Consider the following 16,573-nt stretch of genomic DNA (forward strand, 5'->3'; position numbering starts at 1 on the left):
TTACCGGTTGGGAGCACTCTACATCGGCACCCATGAAACTCAGCCTGCCGTTTATTAAAAAGCAACCCTGCGTGGCCGTTGTGCGCCTGTCCGGTGCAATCGGAATGGCCGGTCGTGGATCGATGTCCGACACTGCGCTGGCACCCGTACTTGAGAAAGCCTTTCGCAAGGGCAAACCTGCCGCCGTCGCGCTTGAGGTCAACTCGCCCGGTGGATCGCCGGTGCAAAGCTCTCTGATCGGCGCGCGTATTCGACGGTTATCTGAGGAATTGAACGTTCCTGTCCTTGCATTTGTCGAAGACGTGGCAGCCTCGGGCGGATATTGGCTGGCGGCGGCTGCGGATGAGATTTACGCCGATGACAGCTCGGTTCTGGGGTCGATTGGGGTGATCTCTTCGGGTTTCGGCGCGCATGTCCTTTTGCGAAAACAGGGTATCGAACGCCGTGTGCACACCGCAGGCAAATCGAAATCCATGCTCGACCCGTTTGCACCTGAGAAAAAAGAAGACGTCGCCCGGCTGGAAGTGCTGTTGGCTGACATTCACGAAAATTTCATCACCCATGTCAAAACCCGGCGCGGCGGCAAGCTGGATGAAAGTCAGGACCTGTTCACAGGCGAGGTCTGGCTGGCCCGGCGCGCGCAGGAACTGGGGCTGATTGATGGCATCGCGCATCTGAAGCCCAAGTTGCAGGAACGCTTTGGCGAAAAGGTCAAATTCCGCCGCTATGGGCTTCGCAAACCTCTCTGGTCGCGCTTTGGGGCTTCGCTGGCACAGGATGCCGTTGCCGGCCTTGAGGAGCGTGCAGCCTACGCGCGTTTCGGTTTGTGACGTGATTATCAAGATTGTCACCCTGTTTCTGATCGCCATGGGTGTGCTGGCGATGTTCGGAAAGCTGCGCTTTCCGGGGCAAAAAAGGCTGCAATCGTCAAGATGTCCGCGCTGCGGGCGGTTCAGGATCGGTAAAGGTCCCTGCGCCTGCGAAAAAGGAGATCGTACATGACGGCGTGGCTGTTATCCGGCCTAGGATTGCTGATCCTGCTGCTGGCGGGTGATGCGCTGGTGCGCGGTGCGGTGAACCTGAGCCTGCGCATGGGTGTGCCTGCATTGATCGTCAGCCTGACCATCGTAGCCTTTGGCACATCAGCGCCCGAGCTTTTGATTGCGATCAGCGCGATCAAGGAGAACGCGCCGGGGATTGCGCTGGGCAACGTGGTCGGGTCGAACACGGCGAATATCTTGCTGGTTCTGGGCCTGCCTGCTTTGCTGGCCACGTTGCACACCAGCGAATGCGACAGTCGCAAGAACTATGTTTTCATGCTGCTCGCTTCGGTTCTGTTCATAGGGCTGGCGTTCTGTGGCGTGTTCAACATGCTCAGCGGGGCCATTCTGCTGGCTGCGCTGGCTCTTGTTCTGTGGAATGCGTTCCGCGAGGCCTATGCGCATCGCAAGGCCTGTGGTGAGGCTTGTGCCGACGATGATGAGTTGGAAGGTCTCGAAGAGGCTGATCCCAACATGGCCTATTGGAAGGTTTCGATCTACCTGGTGTTGGGCCTGATCGGTCTGCCCATGGGCGCGCATCTTCTTGTCGACAACGCGACCGTCATTGCGCGCACCTATGGGGTCAGCGAAACGGTGATCGGCCTCACACTGGTTGCCGTGGGAACATCCCTGCCGGAATTGGCCACCACGGTGATGGCGGCGCTGCGGCGTCAGGCGGATGTGGCGCTGGGCAATGTGATCGGGTCAAACATGTTCAACCTGCTGGCCATTGTCGGGATTGCCACGTTGGTTGGCCCTATTCCCGTAGACCCGGAATTCCTTGAATTTGACTTGTGGGTCATGTTGGGCGCGTCGCTGTTGCTGATCCCGTTCGTGTTTTTCAAGCGGGACATCACGCGCGCCTGGGGCATTGTGTTGACTCTGCTCTACGCGGTCTATGTCATCGTTTTGTTGGCGTGACGTGACAAAGAGGGACCCTGCATGACCCGAGCCGTAGTGACTGGTGCCGGAATTCGCCTTGGCCGGGCCATGGCGCTGTATCTGGCGAGTCGCGGCTATGATGTGGCCGTACACTATGCCACCTCTGAACAACCCGCGCTGGAGACCGTGGCTGAGGTTCAGGCGCTGGGGCGCAAGGCGGTCGCCTTGCAGGCCGATCTACTGGATGAGGCACAAGTCAGCGCCCTGCTGCCCCGCGCGGCCAAGGCGCTGGGCGGACCGATCACCTGTCTGGTCAACAATGCCTCGATCTTTGAATACGACAATATCCACACGGCCACGCGACAAAGCTGGGATCGTCACATGGACAGCAACCTGCGTGCGCCTTTTGTGTTGACGCAGGCGATGGCCGAGCAAGGGCTGACGCCCGACACGGACGACGCCGGAGAGCCCTTGGCCACCGGATTGATCGTCAACATGGTCGACATGCGCGTGCGCAAGCTGACCCCCGAGTTCATGTCCTACACCATTGCAAAGATGGGCCTGTGGGCGCTGACCCGTACCGCCGCGCAGGCGTTGACTCCAGCGATCCGCGTCAACGCCATCGGGCCGGGCCCCACCATGCAGGGCCATCGCCAGAGCGAAGACCACTTCAAGGCACAGCGCGCCAACACGGTTCTCGAGCGGGGCGCGAACCCGTCGGATATCACCGCCGCGCTGGGCTATTTTTTGGACGCGCATGCGGTGACTGGACAGCTGTTATGCGTGGATGGCGGGCAACATCTGGGCTGGCAGACACCGGATGTTCTGGGCGTAGAATAAGTAATTCTGCCGTAAGTTTTGCACCGCTCGCGTTCCTGTTACCTGCACGTTACAAAAATGTCTTTTTTTTCATACACTTGTCATGTTTAGGAAATAGTTTCGTTTAAAAACAATAAGTTAAAATGCTGCCTAATTTTTGTGCAGATCAAGGAATCCTTAATGAAACAAGGGAAATTCGCGATGCCCGGAAACTTATCTCCACAGTTATCCACAGAAACCGTGGATTTGTTTTCTCTTGATCTGAAAGGCACAAGATTGCAGCCATGGTCAGAGAATCATATCTCAGGCCCATGACCATCCAAGACGACCCAACATCGAACGCTCAGCCCACCGGCTATGCCATCATTCAGCGCTATGTAAAAACGCTGGACAGCTCACCCGGTGTGTATCGGATGCTGGATGGTGACAGCCGGGTTTTGTATGTCGGAAAGGCGCGAAACCTGAAGGCGCGGGTGTCGAATTATGCGCGCCCCGGCCATTCTGGACGGATCGAACGGATGATCGCGGCAACCGCCTCGATGATGTTCCTGACCACGCGGACCGAAACCGAGGCGCTGCTGCTGGAACAGAACCTGATCAAGCAGCTCAAGCCCAAGTACAACGTGCTGCTGCGGGACGACAAAAGTTTCCCGAATATTCTGGTGGCCAAAGACCACTCCTTTCCGCAGATCAAGAAACATCGTGGGGCAAAGAAGGAAAAGGGCGCCTATTTCGGACCCTTTGCAAATGCAGGGGCGGTGAACCGGACACTGAACCAGCTTCAAAAGGCCTTCCTGCTGCGCAACTGCTCGGATTCCATGTTCGATAGCCGCACACGACCCTGCCTGTTGTATCAGATCAAGCGATGTTCAGGGCCTTGTGTCGGGTTGATCTCCGAGGAGGATTACCGCGAAAGCGTAAAGGATGCGGAACGCTTCCTGTCGGGCCGGTCGACCAAGGTGCAAGAGGAACTGGCCGAGCAGATGATGACCGCCTCCGAGGCGATGGAGTTCGAGCGTGCCGCCAGCCTGCGTGACCGTATCCGGGCGCTGACACAGGTGCAGACGTCTCAAGGCATCAACCCGCGCGGTGTGGCCGAAGCGGATGTGATCGGCCTGTATATGGACAGCGGTCAAGCCTGCGTTCAGGTGTTTTTCATCCGGGCCAACCAGAACTGGGGCAACAAGGATTTCTATCCTCGTGTAGGGCCGGACGTGTCCCCGGCCGAGGTGATGGAGGCGTTCCTTGGTCAGTTCTACGACAACAAGGAACCGCCCCGGCAGCTGATCCTGTCGGATGCCATCGAAAACGCCGATCTGATGCAAGAAGCGCTGACCGAGAAGGCCGGGCGCAAGGTGGAGATCCTGGTGCCGCAACGCGGCGAAAAGCAGGAACTGGTCGCCGGTGCCCTGCGCAATGCGCGTGAGTCGCTGGCCCGCCGCATGTCGGAAAGCGCCACGCAGGCCAAGCTGCTGCGCGGTGTGGCCGAGGCGTTTGATCTTGATACCCCGCCGGGCCGGATCGAAGTGTATGACAACAGCCACATACAAGGCACCAATGCTGTGGGCGGCATGATCGTGGCCGGCCCCGAAGGGTTCATGAAAAACGCTTATCGCAAGTTCAACATTCGCGGCGATGATCTGACCCCCGGCGACGATTTTGGCATGATGAAAGAGGTTCTGAATCGCCGCTTCACCCGCCTGCAAAAAGAGGACCCGGATCGCGAAAAGGGGCTGTGGCCCGATCTGCTGCTGATAGACGGCGGTGCAGGGCAGGTCAGTGCCGTGCATGAGATTATGCAAACCCACGGCGTCGAGGATATCCCGATGGTGGGTGTCGCCAAAGGTGTCGATCGGGATCACGGCAAGGAAGAATTCCATCGCATCGGCCAACGCCCCTTTGCCCTGAAACGCAACGATCCGGTGCTGTACTTCATTCAGCGCTTGCGGGACGAGGCACACAGGTTCGCCATTGGCACCCACCGGGCAAAGCGCGCCAAAGCCGTGGGGGCGACCCCGTTGGACGAAATCCCCGGTGTGGGCGCGGCACGCAAACGCGCTTTGCTGGCCCATTTCGGCAGTGCCAAGGCGGTCAGCCGGGCCAACTTGGCCGATCTCAAGGCGGTGGACGGTATCTCAGCCGGGTTGGCGCAGAAGGTTTATGACTTCTTCCACGACAAGGGCTAGACCTGCCGTCCGCGCCACAGGATATAAAGACCCGAGGCCACGATCAGCCCGCTACCGATCCACATGGTCTGATCCAGCCTTTCGCCAAACATAACTACGCCCAGGCCGACGCCGAACAGCAGGCGGGAATAGCGGAACGGCGTGACGGCCGAAACCTCTCCTGTCCTCATGGCTTTCATCAGCGATGCGTAGGCGGCTGTTCCCATCAGGACGGCTCCGCCAACATGCAGGCTGGTGTGCAGGTCCACGGGTGCCAGTGGCGCACCTTCCCAGAACCGATAGGCCAGCCCGGCGACGATGATGCAGAGAAAGCCGTAAAACCCCAGCACCTCGGTTCCCAGTGTGGCCGGTGCGGCCCGGCTGGCCAGATCACGCCCAGCAAAACCCAGCATCCCCAGCACGGCCAGAATGGACAGGGCCGTGAAACTGTCTCCGGTTGGTTGGATGATCACCACCACGCCGATCAGGCCGATCAGGATGGCGCTCCACCGTCGCCAGCCGACCGTTTCGCCAAAGAACAAGGCCGCTCCGGCGACCACGACCAGCGGCGTGGCCTGTAGGATCACCGTGGCCGCCGACAGAGGTGTCAGTGTGATCGCCAGCACATAGAACAGCCGCCCGAAGATTTCGAATAGCACGCGCACTTTCATCGGTCGCGACAGCACATCCGGGTGAAACAATCGTGTTCCGCGGACGATCGCGACAATCGCAAAGACCACTGTTCCGCCCGCGCCGAACAACAACAGAATCTGCCATATAGGTAACGTGGCCGAGGCCCCCTTGAGCAGCGCGTCCTCTAACGCGAACAGCGCCATGGCCGAGATCATCCAGGCGCTGCCGATCAGATTTGATCGGGGATCGGTTTGAATATGTGTTGTCATTGCTCTGCCACGTAGAAACCGCGCCAATCTGACCGTAAAGGGATCGCGCGCCAAGGGGGTATCTGGCTGAGAGTTCCAGCTTGCGACCCTTTGACCAACCGTGCCGCAACTGCCTGTGATCGGGTCCGTTTTTTGCGGTGCCGTCTTTTATGTCTGCAACCAGCGATGTAATGTCCAAACCATGAAGTGGAACCTGCCCAATATCCTGACCGTGCTACGCCTTATTGCAGCCCCCGGTCTGGCCGTGATGTTTCTGTATTTTACCCGACCCTATGCGGACTGGTTCGCGCTGATCCTGTTTTTAACAGCGGCGATCACCGACTGGTTCGACGGCTATCTGGCCCGCGCGTGGAAACAAGAAACCAAGATCGGGGCCATGTTGGACCCGATTGCCGACAAGGCGATGGTGGTGATCGCGCTGATGATCCTTGTGGGCTATTCAGCCGAACATTGGACGCCGTGGCTGGTGCTGCCCGCCACCGTGATCTTGTTCCGCGAAGTGTTCGTGTCAGGCTTGCGCGAATATCTGGGCGACACGGCCGGAACGCTGAAGGTGACGAAGCTGGCGAAATGGAAAACCACGGCACAGATGGTGGCGATAGCGGTGCTGTTTTCGCAGGGTATCTTTGAGCATAATTTCGTGATGGGCTCTTTCGGGATGAACCCGGAATTGATTGATCAGGCTCTGACCGGGCAGATCGAGGATGTGAACCACCTGCGCTGGCATCTGGAGGGGATGTTCTGGTCGGGTCGCGTTGGGCTGTGGCTGTTGTGGATTGCCGCGACGCTGACATTGATCACCGGCTATGACTACCTACGTAAAGCCATGCCCCATCTGAAGGAGAGTTAAGCGATGGACGTGCTGTATTTCGCCTGGGTTCGCGAACGGATCGGTCTGCCGAAAGAGCGGGTCGAGACCGAAGCCGCGACGGTTTCCGATCTGGTTGCCGAACTCAGTGCGCGCGAGGACCGCTATGCCGCAGCTTTCGCAGACCTGTCCGCGCTGCGGGTGGCGCTGGATCAGGAACTGTCGGACTTTGACGCTTCGCTGGTCGGCGTGCGCGAAGTGGCGTTTTTTCCGCCCATGACAGGCGGCTAAGATGCGCATTGCGGTTCAGGAAGAAGAGTTCGATCTGGGGGCTGAGGCCAACGTCTTTGCCGCAGGTGACGACGCCAACGGGGCGATTGTGACCTTCACCGGTGTTGTGCGCGATCTGGCCTCGCGCGATCTGGATGTGATGGAGATAGAGCATTACCCCGGCATGACCGAACGGGCCCTGACCAAGATTGCCGAAGAAGCGCAGCAGCGCTGGTCTTTAGGCGATGTGCTGGTGATCCACCGTCACGGACGGCTGGCACCGGGGGACCGGATCATGATGGTCGCCACGGCCGCGCGGCACCGTAAGGATGCGTTTGAGGCGGCGGAGTACCTGATGGATTACCTGAAGTCCCGCGCGCCCTTCTGGAAGAAGGAAATCACCAATTCCGGCGCGCAATGGGTTGATGCCAAAGACGAGGACGAAGACGCGCTGACCCGCTGGTGACATTGCCAGCCGTGCACAGAATGTGACCGTCCAATCTCAACTCAAAAGCCTGTTAAGTTCTTCGCCGGGGATCGCATCCGCCGAATAGCTGAAGGTGCCTTTTGATTTCACTTCGTCAGCCGCCCGCTTCAATGCGCCAAACGCAGCGCGCGCAAATGATCCGCCGACGCTGATCCGTCGAACGCCTGCGTCGGAAAGTTCGGATACGGAATAGACAGGTCCGCTGAGTCCCATCACCACATTCACCGGTTTGTCGACTTCGCGGCACACGGTTCTGATTGCGTCCAAATCCGGCAGACCGGGGGCGTACAACACGGCAGCGCCTGCTTCGGAAAACAGCTGCAAGCGTTTGATCGTGTCACCCAGGTCCGCGCGGCCCCAAAGGTAATTCTCTGCCCTTGCGGTCAACAGGAATGGCAAATCCGCAGCGGCTTCCGCGGCCGCCTGAATGCGGTTAACCGATTGGTGCAGATCGTAGATCGGGGCATCTGGATTGCCGGTCGCATCTTCTATTGACCCGCCAACCAAGCCTATGTCCGCCGCCATGCGAACGGTTTCGGCACAGGTTTCGGGTGCATCTCCAAAACCTGCCTCAAGGTCGGCGGAAACGGGCAGGGGAACCGCTTTGACGATGTCTGAGGCATTGTCCAGCAACTCATCCCTGCTTAGGTCAGCAAAAGAGTCGCGTTTGCCTTTTGTGAACGCATAGCCGGCACTGGTTGTCGCTAAGGATTCAAAGCCCAAATTGGACAGCAACCGGGCCGAGCCCGCGTCCCAGGGGTTGGGCATGACAAAAGCCTTGGACCCAAAGTGCAGGTCTCTGAACTGTTCGAATTTGACTCTTTGATTTGACATGGATCGCCCTCACGTTTGGGACGACCCTACAGCAATGTAACCGGAATCAGAGCGAAAAATCCGGTTCCTCAATCTGCGTTGTTGATACGTCCACGCATCTCCTCGGCCTCTTGTCGTGCGGCCCGCAGACCGTCCATGGCGGCGGCCAGTTCAGCCTCGGCCTGAGTCAGTTGATTGGTCAGTTCGGCCTCGCGCTGTTGCAGGTAGGTGATCGCCTGATCGCGGGTTTCCTCGGCCTCGTGCAGCTCTTGGCTCATGCGGTCCAGATCGGCCACGTCACTTTGGCGCACGCGTGACAGGCGATGGGCCAGCCAGTTGGCGAACCAGCCCATGCAAAAGGCCGAGAACAGGATAATGGCGGTGGCGATGATGAATTCGATTCTGTTCAACTTACTGGTCCCCTGCATCCGCGTCTGAGGCGGTATTGTCCGTCTGTTCACCCTCGATCATTTCCGCCTCGATCGCGTCCAGACCGGTTTCCGGGTTCTCAACCGGTTCGGGCCGGATCAGGCGGAACTCGATCCGGCGGTTTTCTTCGCGGCCTTCTTCAGTGTCGTTATCGGCAATGGGCTGCGTTTCCCCGTATCCCATGGCAGTGAAACTGGCGGTGGGCACCCGGCGCGCGCGCAGCTCGTTCAGGATCGATTGCGCCCTCGATTGGCTAAGCTGTTGGTTCATCTCTTCCCGGCCCTGACTGTCGGTGTGGCCCTGAATCTCAAGCCTGATGGGGCCGCATTCGCGTAAGATGTCAGCAATCTGGTTCACCGTATCGCGCGAGTCGGTGGCAACAGTGGCCGAGCCAGGTTCAAAGGCGATCTTGGTGCCCGCCTGAACCTCGGCGATGCGTTCCTCGCAAACTTCGGGATCAGGCAGTTTGTCGGCGGGTTCGGGGGGTTCCTGATGGGTGATCGACAGGGTGAATTCCTGTGCGTCGCCCAGCTTCTCGGACAACAGACCCGCGATCTGCGCCTTTGTGTCGGGGTCATGGCTGACACCGGACAACTCAAGATCATCCGGCGTCACCGTCAAAGCACCGTTATGCAGTTGGGCCAGCGCCTCAAGCCCGGTCAGAATGCGCACGGGCCAGCCCGTCGGCAACCCTTCGGGCGCTATGCGGGTTGCGGTGTGGACCTGTTCCGACCCAAAGGCAGCGCGGGCATAGCTGTCGACCATGTCGCGCTGGGTGTCGTCGCCCAGCCGTCCGCGTATCTGCACCAACCCCTCGGGGCTGCGTGTGGCGGTGAATTCGGGGGGGCCGGACACGGCATCGGTTTCCGGGGGCGGTAGGATCGCGTGCAGGGCAAAGACCGGAGGCAGCGCATTTTCAAGCTCGCCCACCACGCGATCAAAGGTCCCGGCATCGGTGCCATGCGCCGCTGCCAGCGTGATATCCGCATCCGACATCGTAACTGATCCGCCACCCAGATCCGCCAGCGCCTGAATGCTCAGCGTGGCGGCGTCAGACCAACGTGGCGAGGGTACGCCCAATCCGATGGTGCAGGAGTAGGTGGCGCTCAGACCGGCCTCTTTCGCTGCGGCAATGATGGCATCGCGGGCTTTTTCGTCTTGCGCCGAACAGGCGTCGAACTGGCCGCCATTTTCGTCGATCAAAAACCGCAACGTAAAAGGCGTGATCACCGGGCGCGGGGCCGAGATCGCCAGGCCGATCCGCAGGCTGGGCGGCGCGGCACGGGTAAGGCTTTGTTCCAGCCGTTCCTTTTCCTGCTGGCTGTCGGCAATTGCGGTGATCTTGACCAGACCCGGGCTGGCCGAGATCTTGGCGCGGGGTAGGCTGGTCAGCGACTCGACGGCATAGGTGATCGCGGCGTCCCAGCCTTTTGGCTTGGGGTAATCGGCGGTTTCCATCAGGTCTGACACTTGGCTGCCATCGCTCAGATCACGCAGCCGCTCCACCAGTGCCTCGCGGTCCTGACTGGCAGGGATCAGGCCGATCACGGAAATCCCGCTGTCGTTGCGCAAGATTTCGGCGGAAAACCGTGGCGCTGCCAGTTGCGAGGTCGGCGCCACATTCATCTCGTCGATCACACGCGAAGTATCGACCTCGGTCCCGGCTGCGGTCAGGGCGTTAAAGCGGGTGGCCTCATCCGTGGCAGTGCCCGTTAGCACAACGCGCAATCCGTCGGAATACACCTCGGCCCAATCGTGCCCCTTCAGGTCCAGCGCACGGCGCACGGCAAATTCAGAGGACTCTTCGACCTTGGTCACCGCAAAGCTGGCCGCCAACAGGCAAAGGCCAGCCGACACGAGGAAGATAAAGGCTACGGCAAAGATATAGGGCAAACGCATGTGCGGGTTAACGACTCCTCAGGCGAATGTGCGAACTCTTACCTAGCCCCGCGCCAAGGTGCAATCAGAGCAACAGTGCGACGCAGAGGAAGATCAGCGGAATAAGGCCGGTGTCCCGATTGGCGCGGAACAATTGCAGCAGCTTCGCGTTATCCTCAAGATCCAGCCCGCGCAATTGCCAAGCCATGTGCCAACCCATCGCCCATGGCCCGGCCAAGGCCACGGCCAAAGACATGATTGAGGCTTGTGCAAGCGCCCCGTCGATAATGGCCAGACCCATCAGGAAAACCGTCGCCACCAGAAAGTACTTCAGCCAGCGCCCTGTATCGGTGCCAAACAGTCGGGCGGTGGATTTGATGCCAATCAGTTCATCATCTTCTGCGTCCTGATGGGCATAGATCGTGTCATAAAACAGCGTCCAGGCGATACCTGCCAAGTACAATATGATTGCAGGCGCACTGACCGTGCCCGTATGCGCGGCCCAGGCCAACAGGATGCCCCAGTTGAAGGCAAGCCCCAGAAACACCTGCGGCCACCATGTGAACCGTTTGGCAAAGGGATAGATCGTCACCGGCAGTAGCGACAGCACGCCCATGGCGATGGCGGCCTGGTTGAAGGTCAGCAGAATCCCCAGCGCTAGCAGGCATTGTAGGCCCATCCAGATCACCGCCTGCCTCACACTGACCTGACCGGATGGAATCGGGCGCGAGCGTGTGCGCTCCACCTGCCCGTCGAAGTCGCGATCGGTGATGTCGTTCCACGTACAGCCTGCTCCGCGCATCAGGAATGCGCCAAGGGCGCAGCCGATGGCGATCCACAGATCCTCCCACCTGGGATTGCCGTCGCTAAGGATCGCCAGCGCCAGACCCCACCAGCACGGAATCAGCAGCAACCACGTACCGATGGGCCGGTCCGCGCGGCTGAGGCGCAGATAGGGGCGGGTGAATTCAGGCGCGTGGGTGTCGACCCAGTTGCCGGATACGGCATCGGCGACCTGGCCGTCTGGTGTTGGGGCGTTGCCTTGCATATGTAAGGCCTCATGAGTGCAAAGATCAGACTGTATGTAGAGCACCCTCTGGGTCAGGGGCAATCCGTTGATTTGACGCGTGAGCAGGCGCATTACCTGTTCGGTGTCATGCGCCTGGCTGTGGGCGGCCACGTGGCCCTGTTCAATGGCCGGGACGGAGAGTGGTTGGCCGAGATTGCCGAGGCGGGAAAGCGCGGTGGCGTTCTGACCTGTGTGGAGCAGTCCAAGCCGCTGCAAATGCCGCCCGATCTGTGGTTCCTGTTCGCGCCGATCAAAAAGGCGCGCACTGATTTCATCGTTGAAAAGGCGGCGGAAATGGGTGCGGCTCGGATCCTGCCCGTGCAGACCGAGTTCACCAATTCCGAACGTATCCGACAGGACCGCCTGCAAGCCCACGCGGTTGAGGCCGCCGAGCAATGCGGAGGCACCTTCGTGCCCGAGGTCGCCGATCTACAACGGCTTGACCGTGTTCTGGATGCATGGCCCGATGGCCGTCTGCTGATGTTTTGTAACGAGGCCGAGGTCGGCTCGGCGCTGCGATTGGCAGCAAACAAAAAAGGACAGCCTTGGGCCATACTGATCGGCCCCGAGGGTGGTTTTTCAGACCGAGAACGCGCCCGGCTAACGGGCCTGCCCTTTACCCATGTGGTCAGTCTGGGCCCACGCATCCTGCGCGCCGATACTGCGGCGGTTGCTGCTCTGACCATGTGGCAACAGGCGCTGGGCGATTGGTCGTGAGGCCCCCGCCACGTCTTCATGTGTTGACGGCGACCCGTTCTAACCGGGCGGTTGTGCTTCGACGTGGACCATCCGATCAAGTCGCCGTCCTTTTGTGGAACCGACGCAGCAACCAGATTCAACTTGGTCAATGGCTGAAGGCCCGTGTCCATGAGTTCAGGTGCGATATATCACCAGATGGCCGCCATCTGGTTTACTTTGCTTGCCGAAATGGGCGCTGCTGGACAGCAGTGTCGCGGGTACCTTGGATCAAAGCCCTGGCCTTTTGGCCGCAATCAGACAGTTGGCATGGTGGCGGTGCTTTCACGGATGACGGGCAGTTGTGGCTGAATGGATCAGCGCCGCCCAAAGTTTTGCCAGATGGCCTTTCCCCGGCGGCTACGGATGCCTTTCCTCACGCAACAGACGGCTTTTACATGGGCAATCTTGTTTGGCGTCGGCTTGAACAGCGCGGGTGGAATCATCTGCGTGGCAGCGGATATGACGCCGAATTGCAGCTTGATCTGGTCGCCAATTGGAAACTGAATCAGTCCTTTGTTTTGGGAGCAGGGAACCGCTCGCTTATTTCGTCGCGGTTTGCTTTGGAATCCACAGCGGATCAGTCGCGAAGGGCGCTATACGGATGGGAATGGGCGGATCGACATGGATCCAGCGTGCAATGGGCAGAGGCAGGAGCATTGTGGCAGGCACATATTTCCGGAAACGGAACCCTTGAAGATCGGCGATTGCTTTACGATTTCACGAGTATGGAATTCGAAGCACTATCAGCGCCATACGAAGGCGTAAACACAGGAGCAGACCGTTGAGTTTCATCCGACCCGAAGCCAAACTGACCCTATGGCGCTGGCGCGAAGTGCTGGTGGCGGGGGCTGTCCTGCTGGTGGGGCTCAGCTGGATCAGCGGCCCCGGTGGGTTGCTGGGATGGCTCGGCTGGGTGCTGGTTCTGGTCTCAGTCGCGCTTGCGGTCATCGGCATTCAGCGTGCCCGTTTCCGCACCGGGGCCGGTGGACCGGGCGTAGTAACCATTGACGAAGGCCAGATCACTTATCTGGGCCCGTTGGACGGCGGCATAGTCGCTGCGCGTGAAATTGAGCGTCTGGCGCTGGACCCGACGTCGTCGCCTGCGCATTGGGTGCTGGAACAACCGGGTCAGCCGGTGCTTCACATTCCTGTGAATGCCGAAGGGGCCGAGGCGCTGTTCGATGTCTTCTCGGCGCTGCCGGGGCTGAAAACCGAACAAATGCTGGCGGAACTGAACAGTGGCACGGCACATCAGGTGGTGATCTGGGAACGTACACCCTCGCGTCCGGCGCATCTCAGGCTGCATTGACACTGGCGCGGTTTCCGACCACGAAAGACCGAACGACAGACACATCAGGATCGGAGAACGGTTCATGTCCATCCCCCAGTCCGGCGGCGGACCGATCGAACGCCATGAGCAACTGGCCGAATATCTGGAATCGGGCTGTAAGCCCAAACAGGATTGGCGCATCGGGACCGAGCATGAAAAGTTCGGCTATTGCAAAGACACGCTGAAGCCGCTGCCCTATGAGGGCGAGCGCTCGATTCTGGCCGTTCTGAAAGGTCTGCGCGACTTGCACGATTGGGAGCCGCTGGAAGAAAACGGCAAGCTGATCGGCCTGCAAAAAGACGGCGCCAATGTCTCGCTCGAACCCGGTGGACAGTTGGAACTGTCGGGTGCGCCTTTGGAAACCATCCATGAGACCTGTGACGAAGTGAACGCGCATCTGCGCGACGTGAAGGATATTGCTGACAAGATCGGCGTCGGCTTCATCGGTCTTGGTGCCGCGCCAACGTGGTCGCATGACGATATGCCCCTGATGCCCAAGGGCCGCTACAAGCTGATGAATGACTACATGGAGAAAGTCGGCACCATGGGTCGGTCGATGATGCGCCGGACCTGCACGGTTCAGGTCAATATCGACTTTGGGTCCGAGGCCGACATGGTGCAGAAACTGCGGGTCGCGCTGGCCTTGCAACCGGTGGCAACGGCACTGTTCGCCAACTCTCCGTTCTTCGATGGCAAACCCAACGGCCAGAAAAGCTGGCGCAGCTATATCTGGCAGCATCTCGACGATGCGCGTACCGGGATGCTGCCCTTTGTGTTCGAGGACGGGTTCGGGTTCGAACGCTGGGTCCAATACGCGTTGGATGTGCCGATGTATTTCGTCTATCGCGACGGTCAGTATATCAACGCGTTGGGACAGTCCTTCCGCGACTTCCTGCAGGGTAAACTGCCGGCGCTGCCTGGCGAGACGCCGACCCTGTCGGATTGGGCCGATCACTTAACCACGGCCTTCCCCGAGGCGCGGATCAAGAAGTTCATGGAGATGCGCGGCGCTGATGGGGGCCCCTGGCGACGCCTGTGTGCGCTGCCTGCGTTCTGGGTTGGCCTGACCTACGATCAGGGCGCGTTGGATGCGGCCTGGGATCTGGTCAAAAGCTGGGACGCGGAAACCCGCGAGGCATTGCGTGTCGAGGCCGCAAAGGACGGGCTGCAGGCGCAGGTGGGCAACATCAACATGCACGATCTGGCGCGCGAGGTGGTTGCGATCTCTGAGGCGGGCCTGAAATCCCGCGCCTTCCCCGGTGCAGGCGGTCTGGTCCCGGATGAGACGCATTTCCTCAACGCGCTGAAGGACAGCATCGAAACCGGCAAGGTTCCGGCGGATGAGTTGCTGGATCACTACAATGGCGATTGGAATGGCGATCTGACGCGGGTGTTCCCGGAATACAGCTATTGATCCGCGCCGTGCGGCTTGCATTCACCGGGATTGGCCGATAGCAGGTTCTGGACCAAATTCAGGGGCCAGTTCGGAAAGCGTGATGGACGATCTTAAGGCAAAATATCTGGGGCAGATCGCCGAAGCAGGCGACGAAAACGCGCTTGAGGCGATCCGCGTCGCCGCCGTGGGCAAAAAGGGCGAGGTCGCGCTGAAGATGCGCGAGCTGGGTAAAATGACGCCCGAGGAGCGGCAGGTCGCAGGCCCGGCGCTGAACGCCCTGAAGGACGAAATCAACTCGGCCCTGTCCGCCAAGAAATCCGCGCTGGCCGATGCCGCACTGGATGAGCGTCTGCGCACCGAATGGCTGGACGTCACCCTGCCGACCCGCGCGCGCCGTCAGGGCTCGATTCACCCGATCAGCCAGGCGACCGAGGAACTGACCGCGATCTTTGCCGAACTGGGCTTTTCGGTGGCCGAAGGGCCGCGGATCGAAGACGATTGGTACAACTTTGACGCCCTGAACATCCCCGGCCACCACCCCGCGCGGGCCGAGATGGACACGTTCTATATGCACCGCGCCGAGGGCGATAACCGCCCGCCGCACGTGCTGCGCACCCATACGTCTCCGGTGCAGATCCGCTCGATGGAGAAACAGGGCGCGCCGATCCGCGTGATCTGCCCGGGCGGCGTGTACCGCGCCGACTATGACCAGACCCACACGCCGATGTTCCATCAGGTCGAAGGGCTGGCCATCGACAAAGACATCTCGATGGCGAACCTGAAATGGGTTCTGGAAGAGTTCGTGAAAGCGTTCTTCGAGGTCGACGACGTCGAACTGCGCTTCCGCGCCTCGCACTTCCCGTTCACTGAACCGTCGGCCGAGGTCGATATCCGCTGTTCCTGGGATAACGGTCAGCTGAAAATCGGCGAGGGCGACGACTGGATGGAGATTCTGGGCTCGGGCATGGTCCACCCCAAGGTAATCGCCGCCGGTGGGATTGACCCCGAGGTCTATCAGGGCTTTGCCTTTGGTATCGGCATCGACCGTCTGGCGATGCTGAAATACGGTATTCCGGATTTGCGGGCCTTCTTTGACAGCGATCTGCGCTGGCTACGGCACTACGGGTTCGCAGCGCTGGATATGCCGAACCTGCATGGTGGTTTGAGCCGCTAATGTACTTGTTCGGGACATGGCTGGCTGCCTATCTCGACTGGTGCAAAGCACGGGCCTCTGAACGACCATTTTTTTGGCTGACGCTGGGGTTCGCGTTCAACTTTTTGTTTATGTGGATTGCTGGAGCCGTTCTTGGAGTGATCGGTGTTCTGCTTTGGGTGGCTGTGGCAATGGCGCTCCTGCCATTGTTCTTTTTATCAATGTTCAAGATTTACGCCGATAAGGCGCAGTCGGAAGCAGAGCGGCGCAAGCTGCGAAATGTACAGAAGCTGATTAACCGATCTGGTCGCAGTGACTAGGCTGTAACGTCAGCGGTTTCCGGAAGAATGCGCGGAGCTAAGGCCGATAGGCCGCCGCGCCATCGGTCGCTCAT

18 protein-coding genes are annotated in these 16,573 nt (G+C 59.8%); 13 read left to right on the plus strand and 5 right to left on the minus strand.

Translation table 11 applies throughout. The features are described 5' to 3' along the window. Positions 1-32 precede the first annotated feature (32 nt). The 4 genes from ACR0B8_RS12095 (at position 33) to uvrC (ending at position 4,927) form a co-directional block, all read left to right on the plus strand. Complete coding sequence (locus tag ACR0B8_RS12095) at positions 33-830, plus strand: S49 family peptidase (RefSeq protein ID WP_226689286.1); 798 nt, start codon at positions 33-35, stop codon at positions 828-830. A gap of 168 nt (positions 831-998) precedes the next feature. Then, entirely contained in the window at positions 999-1,961 is a 963-nt protein-coding gene (locus ACR0B8_RS12100; protein ID WP_170506948.1) for a calcium/sodium antiporter, read from the plus strand. A gap of 21 nt (positions 1,962-1,982) precedes the next feature. After that, a complete protein-coding gene (locus ACR0B8_RS12105) occupies positions 1,983-2,762 on the plus strand; it encodes an SDR family oxidoreductase (RefSeq protein WP_170397050.1) in 780 nt (259 codons plus the stop codon). A gap of 290 nt (positions 2,763-3,052) precedes the next feature. After that, a complete protein-coding gene (uvrC, locus tag ACR0B8_RS12110) occupies positions 3,053-4,927 on the plus strand; it encodes an excinuclease ABC subunit UvrC (protein ID WP_170361609.1) in 1,875 nt (624 codons plus the stop codon). Here uvrC and ACR0B8_RS12115 read toward each other — a convergent pair. Then, positions 4,924-5,808 (minus strand): DMT family transporter, encoded by an 885-nt coding sequence (locus ACR0B8_RS12115; protein ID WP_170361254.1) that lies wholly within the window; start codon positions 5,806-5,808, stop codon positions 4,924-4,926. The two genes, uvrC and ACR0B8_RS12115, sit on opposite strands and share 4 nt — an antisense overlap. 181 nt (positions 5,809-5,989) lie before the next feature. Here ACR0B8_RS12115 and pgsA point away from each other — a divergent pair, with 181 nt between their 5' ends. Genes pgsA through ACR0B8_RS12130 form a run of 3 tightly spaced genes read left to right on the plus strand, consistent with a single transcriptional unit; the run spans position 5,990 to position 7,352 of the window. After that, positions 5,990-6,658 (plus strand): CDP-diacylglycerol--glycerol-3-phosphate 3-phosphatidyltransferase, encoded by a 669-nt coding sequence (gene pgsA, locus ACR0B8_RS12120; protein WP_170350739.1) that lies wholly within the window; start codon positions 5,990-5,992, stop codon positions 6,656-6,658. A 3-nt stretch (positions 6,659-6,661) separates the two neighbouring features. Further along, positions 6,662-6,907, plus strand: coding sequence for a molybdopterin converting factor subunit 1 (gene moaD, locus ACR0B8_RS12125; protein WP_170361256.1), 246 nt, complete (start codon positions 6,662-6,664; stop codon positions 6,905-6,907). Between the two features lies 1 nt (position 6,908). Beyond that, the gene (locus ACR0B8_RS12130) at positions 6,909-7,352 is read left to right on the plus strand and encodes a molybdenum cofactor biosynthesis protein MoaE (RefSeq protein ID WP_170361258.1); all 444 of its coding nucleotides are present in this window, start codon (positions 6,909-6,911) and stop codon (positions 7,350-7,352) included. A 36-nt stretch (positions 7,353-7,388) separates the two neighbouring features. Here the strand turns inward: ACR0B8_RS12130 and ACR0B8_RS12135 are convergent, their stop codons facing one another. The 4 genes from ACR0B8_RS12135 to ubiA all read right to left on the minus strand — a co-directional run bounded on the left by ACR0B8_RS12135 (position 7,389) and on the right by ubiA (position 11,541). Continuing rightward, entirely contained in the window at positions 7,389-8,207 is an 819-nt protein-coding gene (locus tag ACR0B8_RS12135) for an isocitrate lyase/PEP mutase family protein (RefSeq protein ID WP_170361260.1), read from the minus strand. Between the two features lie 68 nt (positions 8,208-8,275). Beyond that, positions 8,276-8,596, minus strand: a complete 321-nt coding sequence (locus ACR0B8_RS12140) for a hypothetical protein (RefSeq protein ID WP_170361262.1) — start codon at positions 8,594-8,596, stop codon at positions 8,276-8,278. A 1-nt stretch (position 8,597) separates the two neighbouring features. Next, positions 8,598-10,514: an OmpA family protein gene (locus ACR0B8_RS12145; protein WP_170361264.1), complete on the minus strand. Its 1,917-nt coding sequence runs from the start codon at positions 10,512-10,514 to the stop codon at positions 8,598-8,600. 64 nt (positions 10,515-10,578) lie between these two features. Further along, on the minus strand, positions 10,579-11,541 hold the full coding sequence (gene ubiA / locus ACR0B8_RS12150) for a 4-hydroxybenzoate octaprenyltransferase (protein ID WP_480658614.1): 963 nt from the start codon (positions 11,539-11,541) through the stop codon (positions 10,579-10,581). A 12-nt stretch (positions 11,542-11,553) separates the two neighbouring features. On the opposite strand from ubiA, the gene ACR0B8_RS12155 reads away from it, so the two are divergent. From ACR0B8_RS12155 to ACR0B8_RS12180, 6 genes are all read left to right on the plus strand, one after another. Further along, on the plus strand, positions 11,554-12,279 hold the full coding sequence (locus ACR0B8_RS12155; RefSeq protein ID WP_480658616.1) for a 16S rRNA (uracil(1498)-N(3))-methyltransferase: 726 nt from the start codon (positions 11,554-11,556) through the stop codon (positions 12,277-12,279). 230 nt (positions 12,280-12,509) lie between these two features. Continuing rightward, a complete protein-coding gene (locus ACR0B8_RS12160; protein WP_226689288.1) occupies positions 12,510-13,085 on the plus strand; it encodes a hypothetical protein in 576 nt (191 codons plus the stop codon). After that, complete coding sequence (locus tag ACR0B8_RS12165; protein WP_170397070.1) at positions 13,082-13,609, plus strand: hypothetical protein; 528 nt, start codon at positions 13,082-13,084, stop codon at positions 13,607-13,609. Before ACR0B8_RS12160 ends, ACR0B8_RS12165 begins: the two co-directional genes overlap by 4 nt. Positions 13,610-13,673: 64 nt before the next feature. Next, on the plus strand, positions 13,674-15,044 hold the full coding sequence (locus ACR0B8_RS12170) for a glutamate--cysteine ligase (protein WP_226689289.1): 1,371 nt from the start codon (positions 13,674-13,676) through the stop codon (positions 15,042-15,044). An 82-nt stretch (positions 15,045-15,126) separates the two neighbouring features. Beyond that, on the plus strand, positions 15,127-16,200 hold the full coding sequence (gene pheS, locus ACR0B8_RS12175; RefSeq protein ID WP_170327268.1) for a phenylalanine--tRNA ligase subunit alpha: 1,074 nt from the start codon (positions 15,127-15,129) through the stop codon (positions 16,198-16,200). Next, complete coding sequence (locus ACR0B8_RS12180; protein ID WP_226689290.1) at positions 16,200-16,499, plus strand: hypothetical protein; 300 nt, start codon at positions 16,200-16,202, stop codon at positions 16,497-16,499. The genes pheS and ACR0B8_RS12180 overlap by 1 nt, the downstream gene beginning before the upstream one ends. Positions 16,500-16,573 lie beyond the last annotated feature (74 nt).

The organism is Ruegeria sp. BH6 (genome assembly GCF_056538105.1).

What these genes read in the sequence shown, in the direction of transcription:
- ACR0B8_RS12095 (WP_226689286.1), top strand. Translation starts at nt 33, where the DNA reads ATGAAACTCAGCCTGCCGTTTATTAAAAAGCAACCCTGCGTGGCCGTT.
- ACR0B8_RS12100 (WP_170506948.1), top strand. Translation starts at nt 999, where the DNA reads ATGACGGCGTGGCTGTTATCCGGCCTAGGATTGCTGATCCTGCTGCTG.
- ACR0B8_RS12105 (WP_170397050.1), top strand. Translation starts at nt 1,983, where the DNA reads ATGACCCGAGCCGTAGTGACTGGTGCCGGAATTCGCCTTGGCCGGGCC.
- uvrC (WP_170361609.1), top strand. Translation starts at nt 3,053, where the DNA reads ATGACCATCCAAGACGACCCAACATCGAACGCTCAGCCCACCGGCTAT.
- ACR0B8_RS12115 (WP_170361254.1), bottom strand. Translation starts at nt 5,808, where the DNA reads ATGACAACACATATTCAAACCGATCCCCGATCAAATCTGATCGGCAGC.
- pgsA (WP_170350739.1), top strand. Translation starts at nt 5,990, where the DNA reads ATGAAGTGGAACCTGCCCAATATCCTGACCGTGCTACGCCTTATTGCA.
- moaD (WP_170361256.1), top strand. Translation starts at nt 6,662, where the DNA reads ATGGACGTGCTGTATTTCGCCTGGGTTCGCGAACGGATCGGTCTGCCG.
- ACR0B8_RS12130 (WP_170361258.1), top strand. Translation starts at nt 6,909, where the DNA reads ATGCGCATTGCGGTTCAGGAAGAAGAGTTCGATCTGGGGGCTGAGGCC.
- ACR0B8_RS12135 (WP_170361260.1), bottom strand. Translation starts at nt 8,207, where the DNA reads ATGTCAAATCAAAGAGTCAAATTCGAACAGTTCAGAGACCTGCACTTT.
- ACR0B8_RS12145 (WP_170361264.1), bottom strand. Translation starts at nt 10,514, where the DNA reads ATGCGTTTGCCCTATATCTTTGCCGTAGCCTTTATCTTCCTCGTGTCG.
- ubiA (WP_480658614.1), bottom strand. Translation starts at nt 11,541, where the DNA reads ATGCAAGGCAACGCCCCAACACCAGACGGCCAGGTCGCCGATGCCGTA.
- ACR0B8_RS12155 (WP_480658616.1), top strand. Translation starts at nt 11,554, where the DNA reads ATGAGTGCAAAGATCAGACTGTATGTAGAGCACCCTCTGGGTCAGGGG.
- ACR0B8_RS12170 (WP_226689289.1), top strand. Translation starts at nt 13,674, where the DNA reads ATGTCCATCCCCCAGTCCGGCGGCGGACCGATCGAACGCCATGAGCAA.
- pheS (WP_170327268.1), top strand. Translation starts at nt 15,127, where the DNA reads ATGGACGATCTTAAGGCAAAATATCTGGGGCAGATCGCCGAAGCAGGC.
- ACR0B8_RS12180 (WP_226689290.1), top strand. Translation starts at nt 16,200, where the DNA reads ATGTACTTGTTCGGGACATGGCTGGCTGCCTATCTCGACTGGTGCAAA.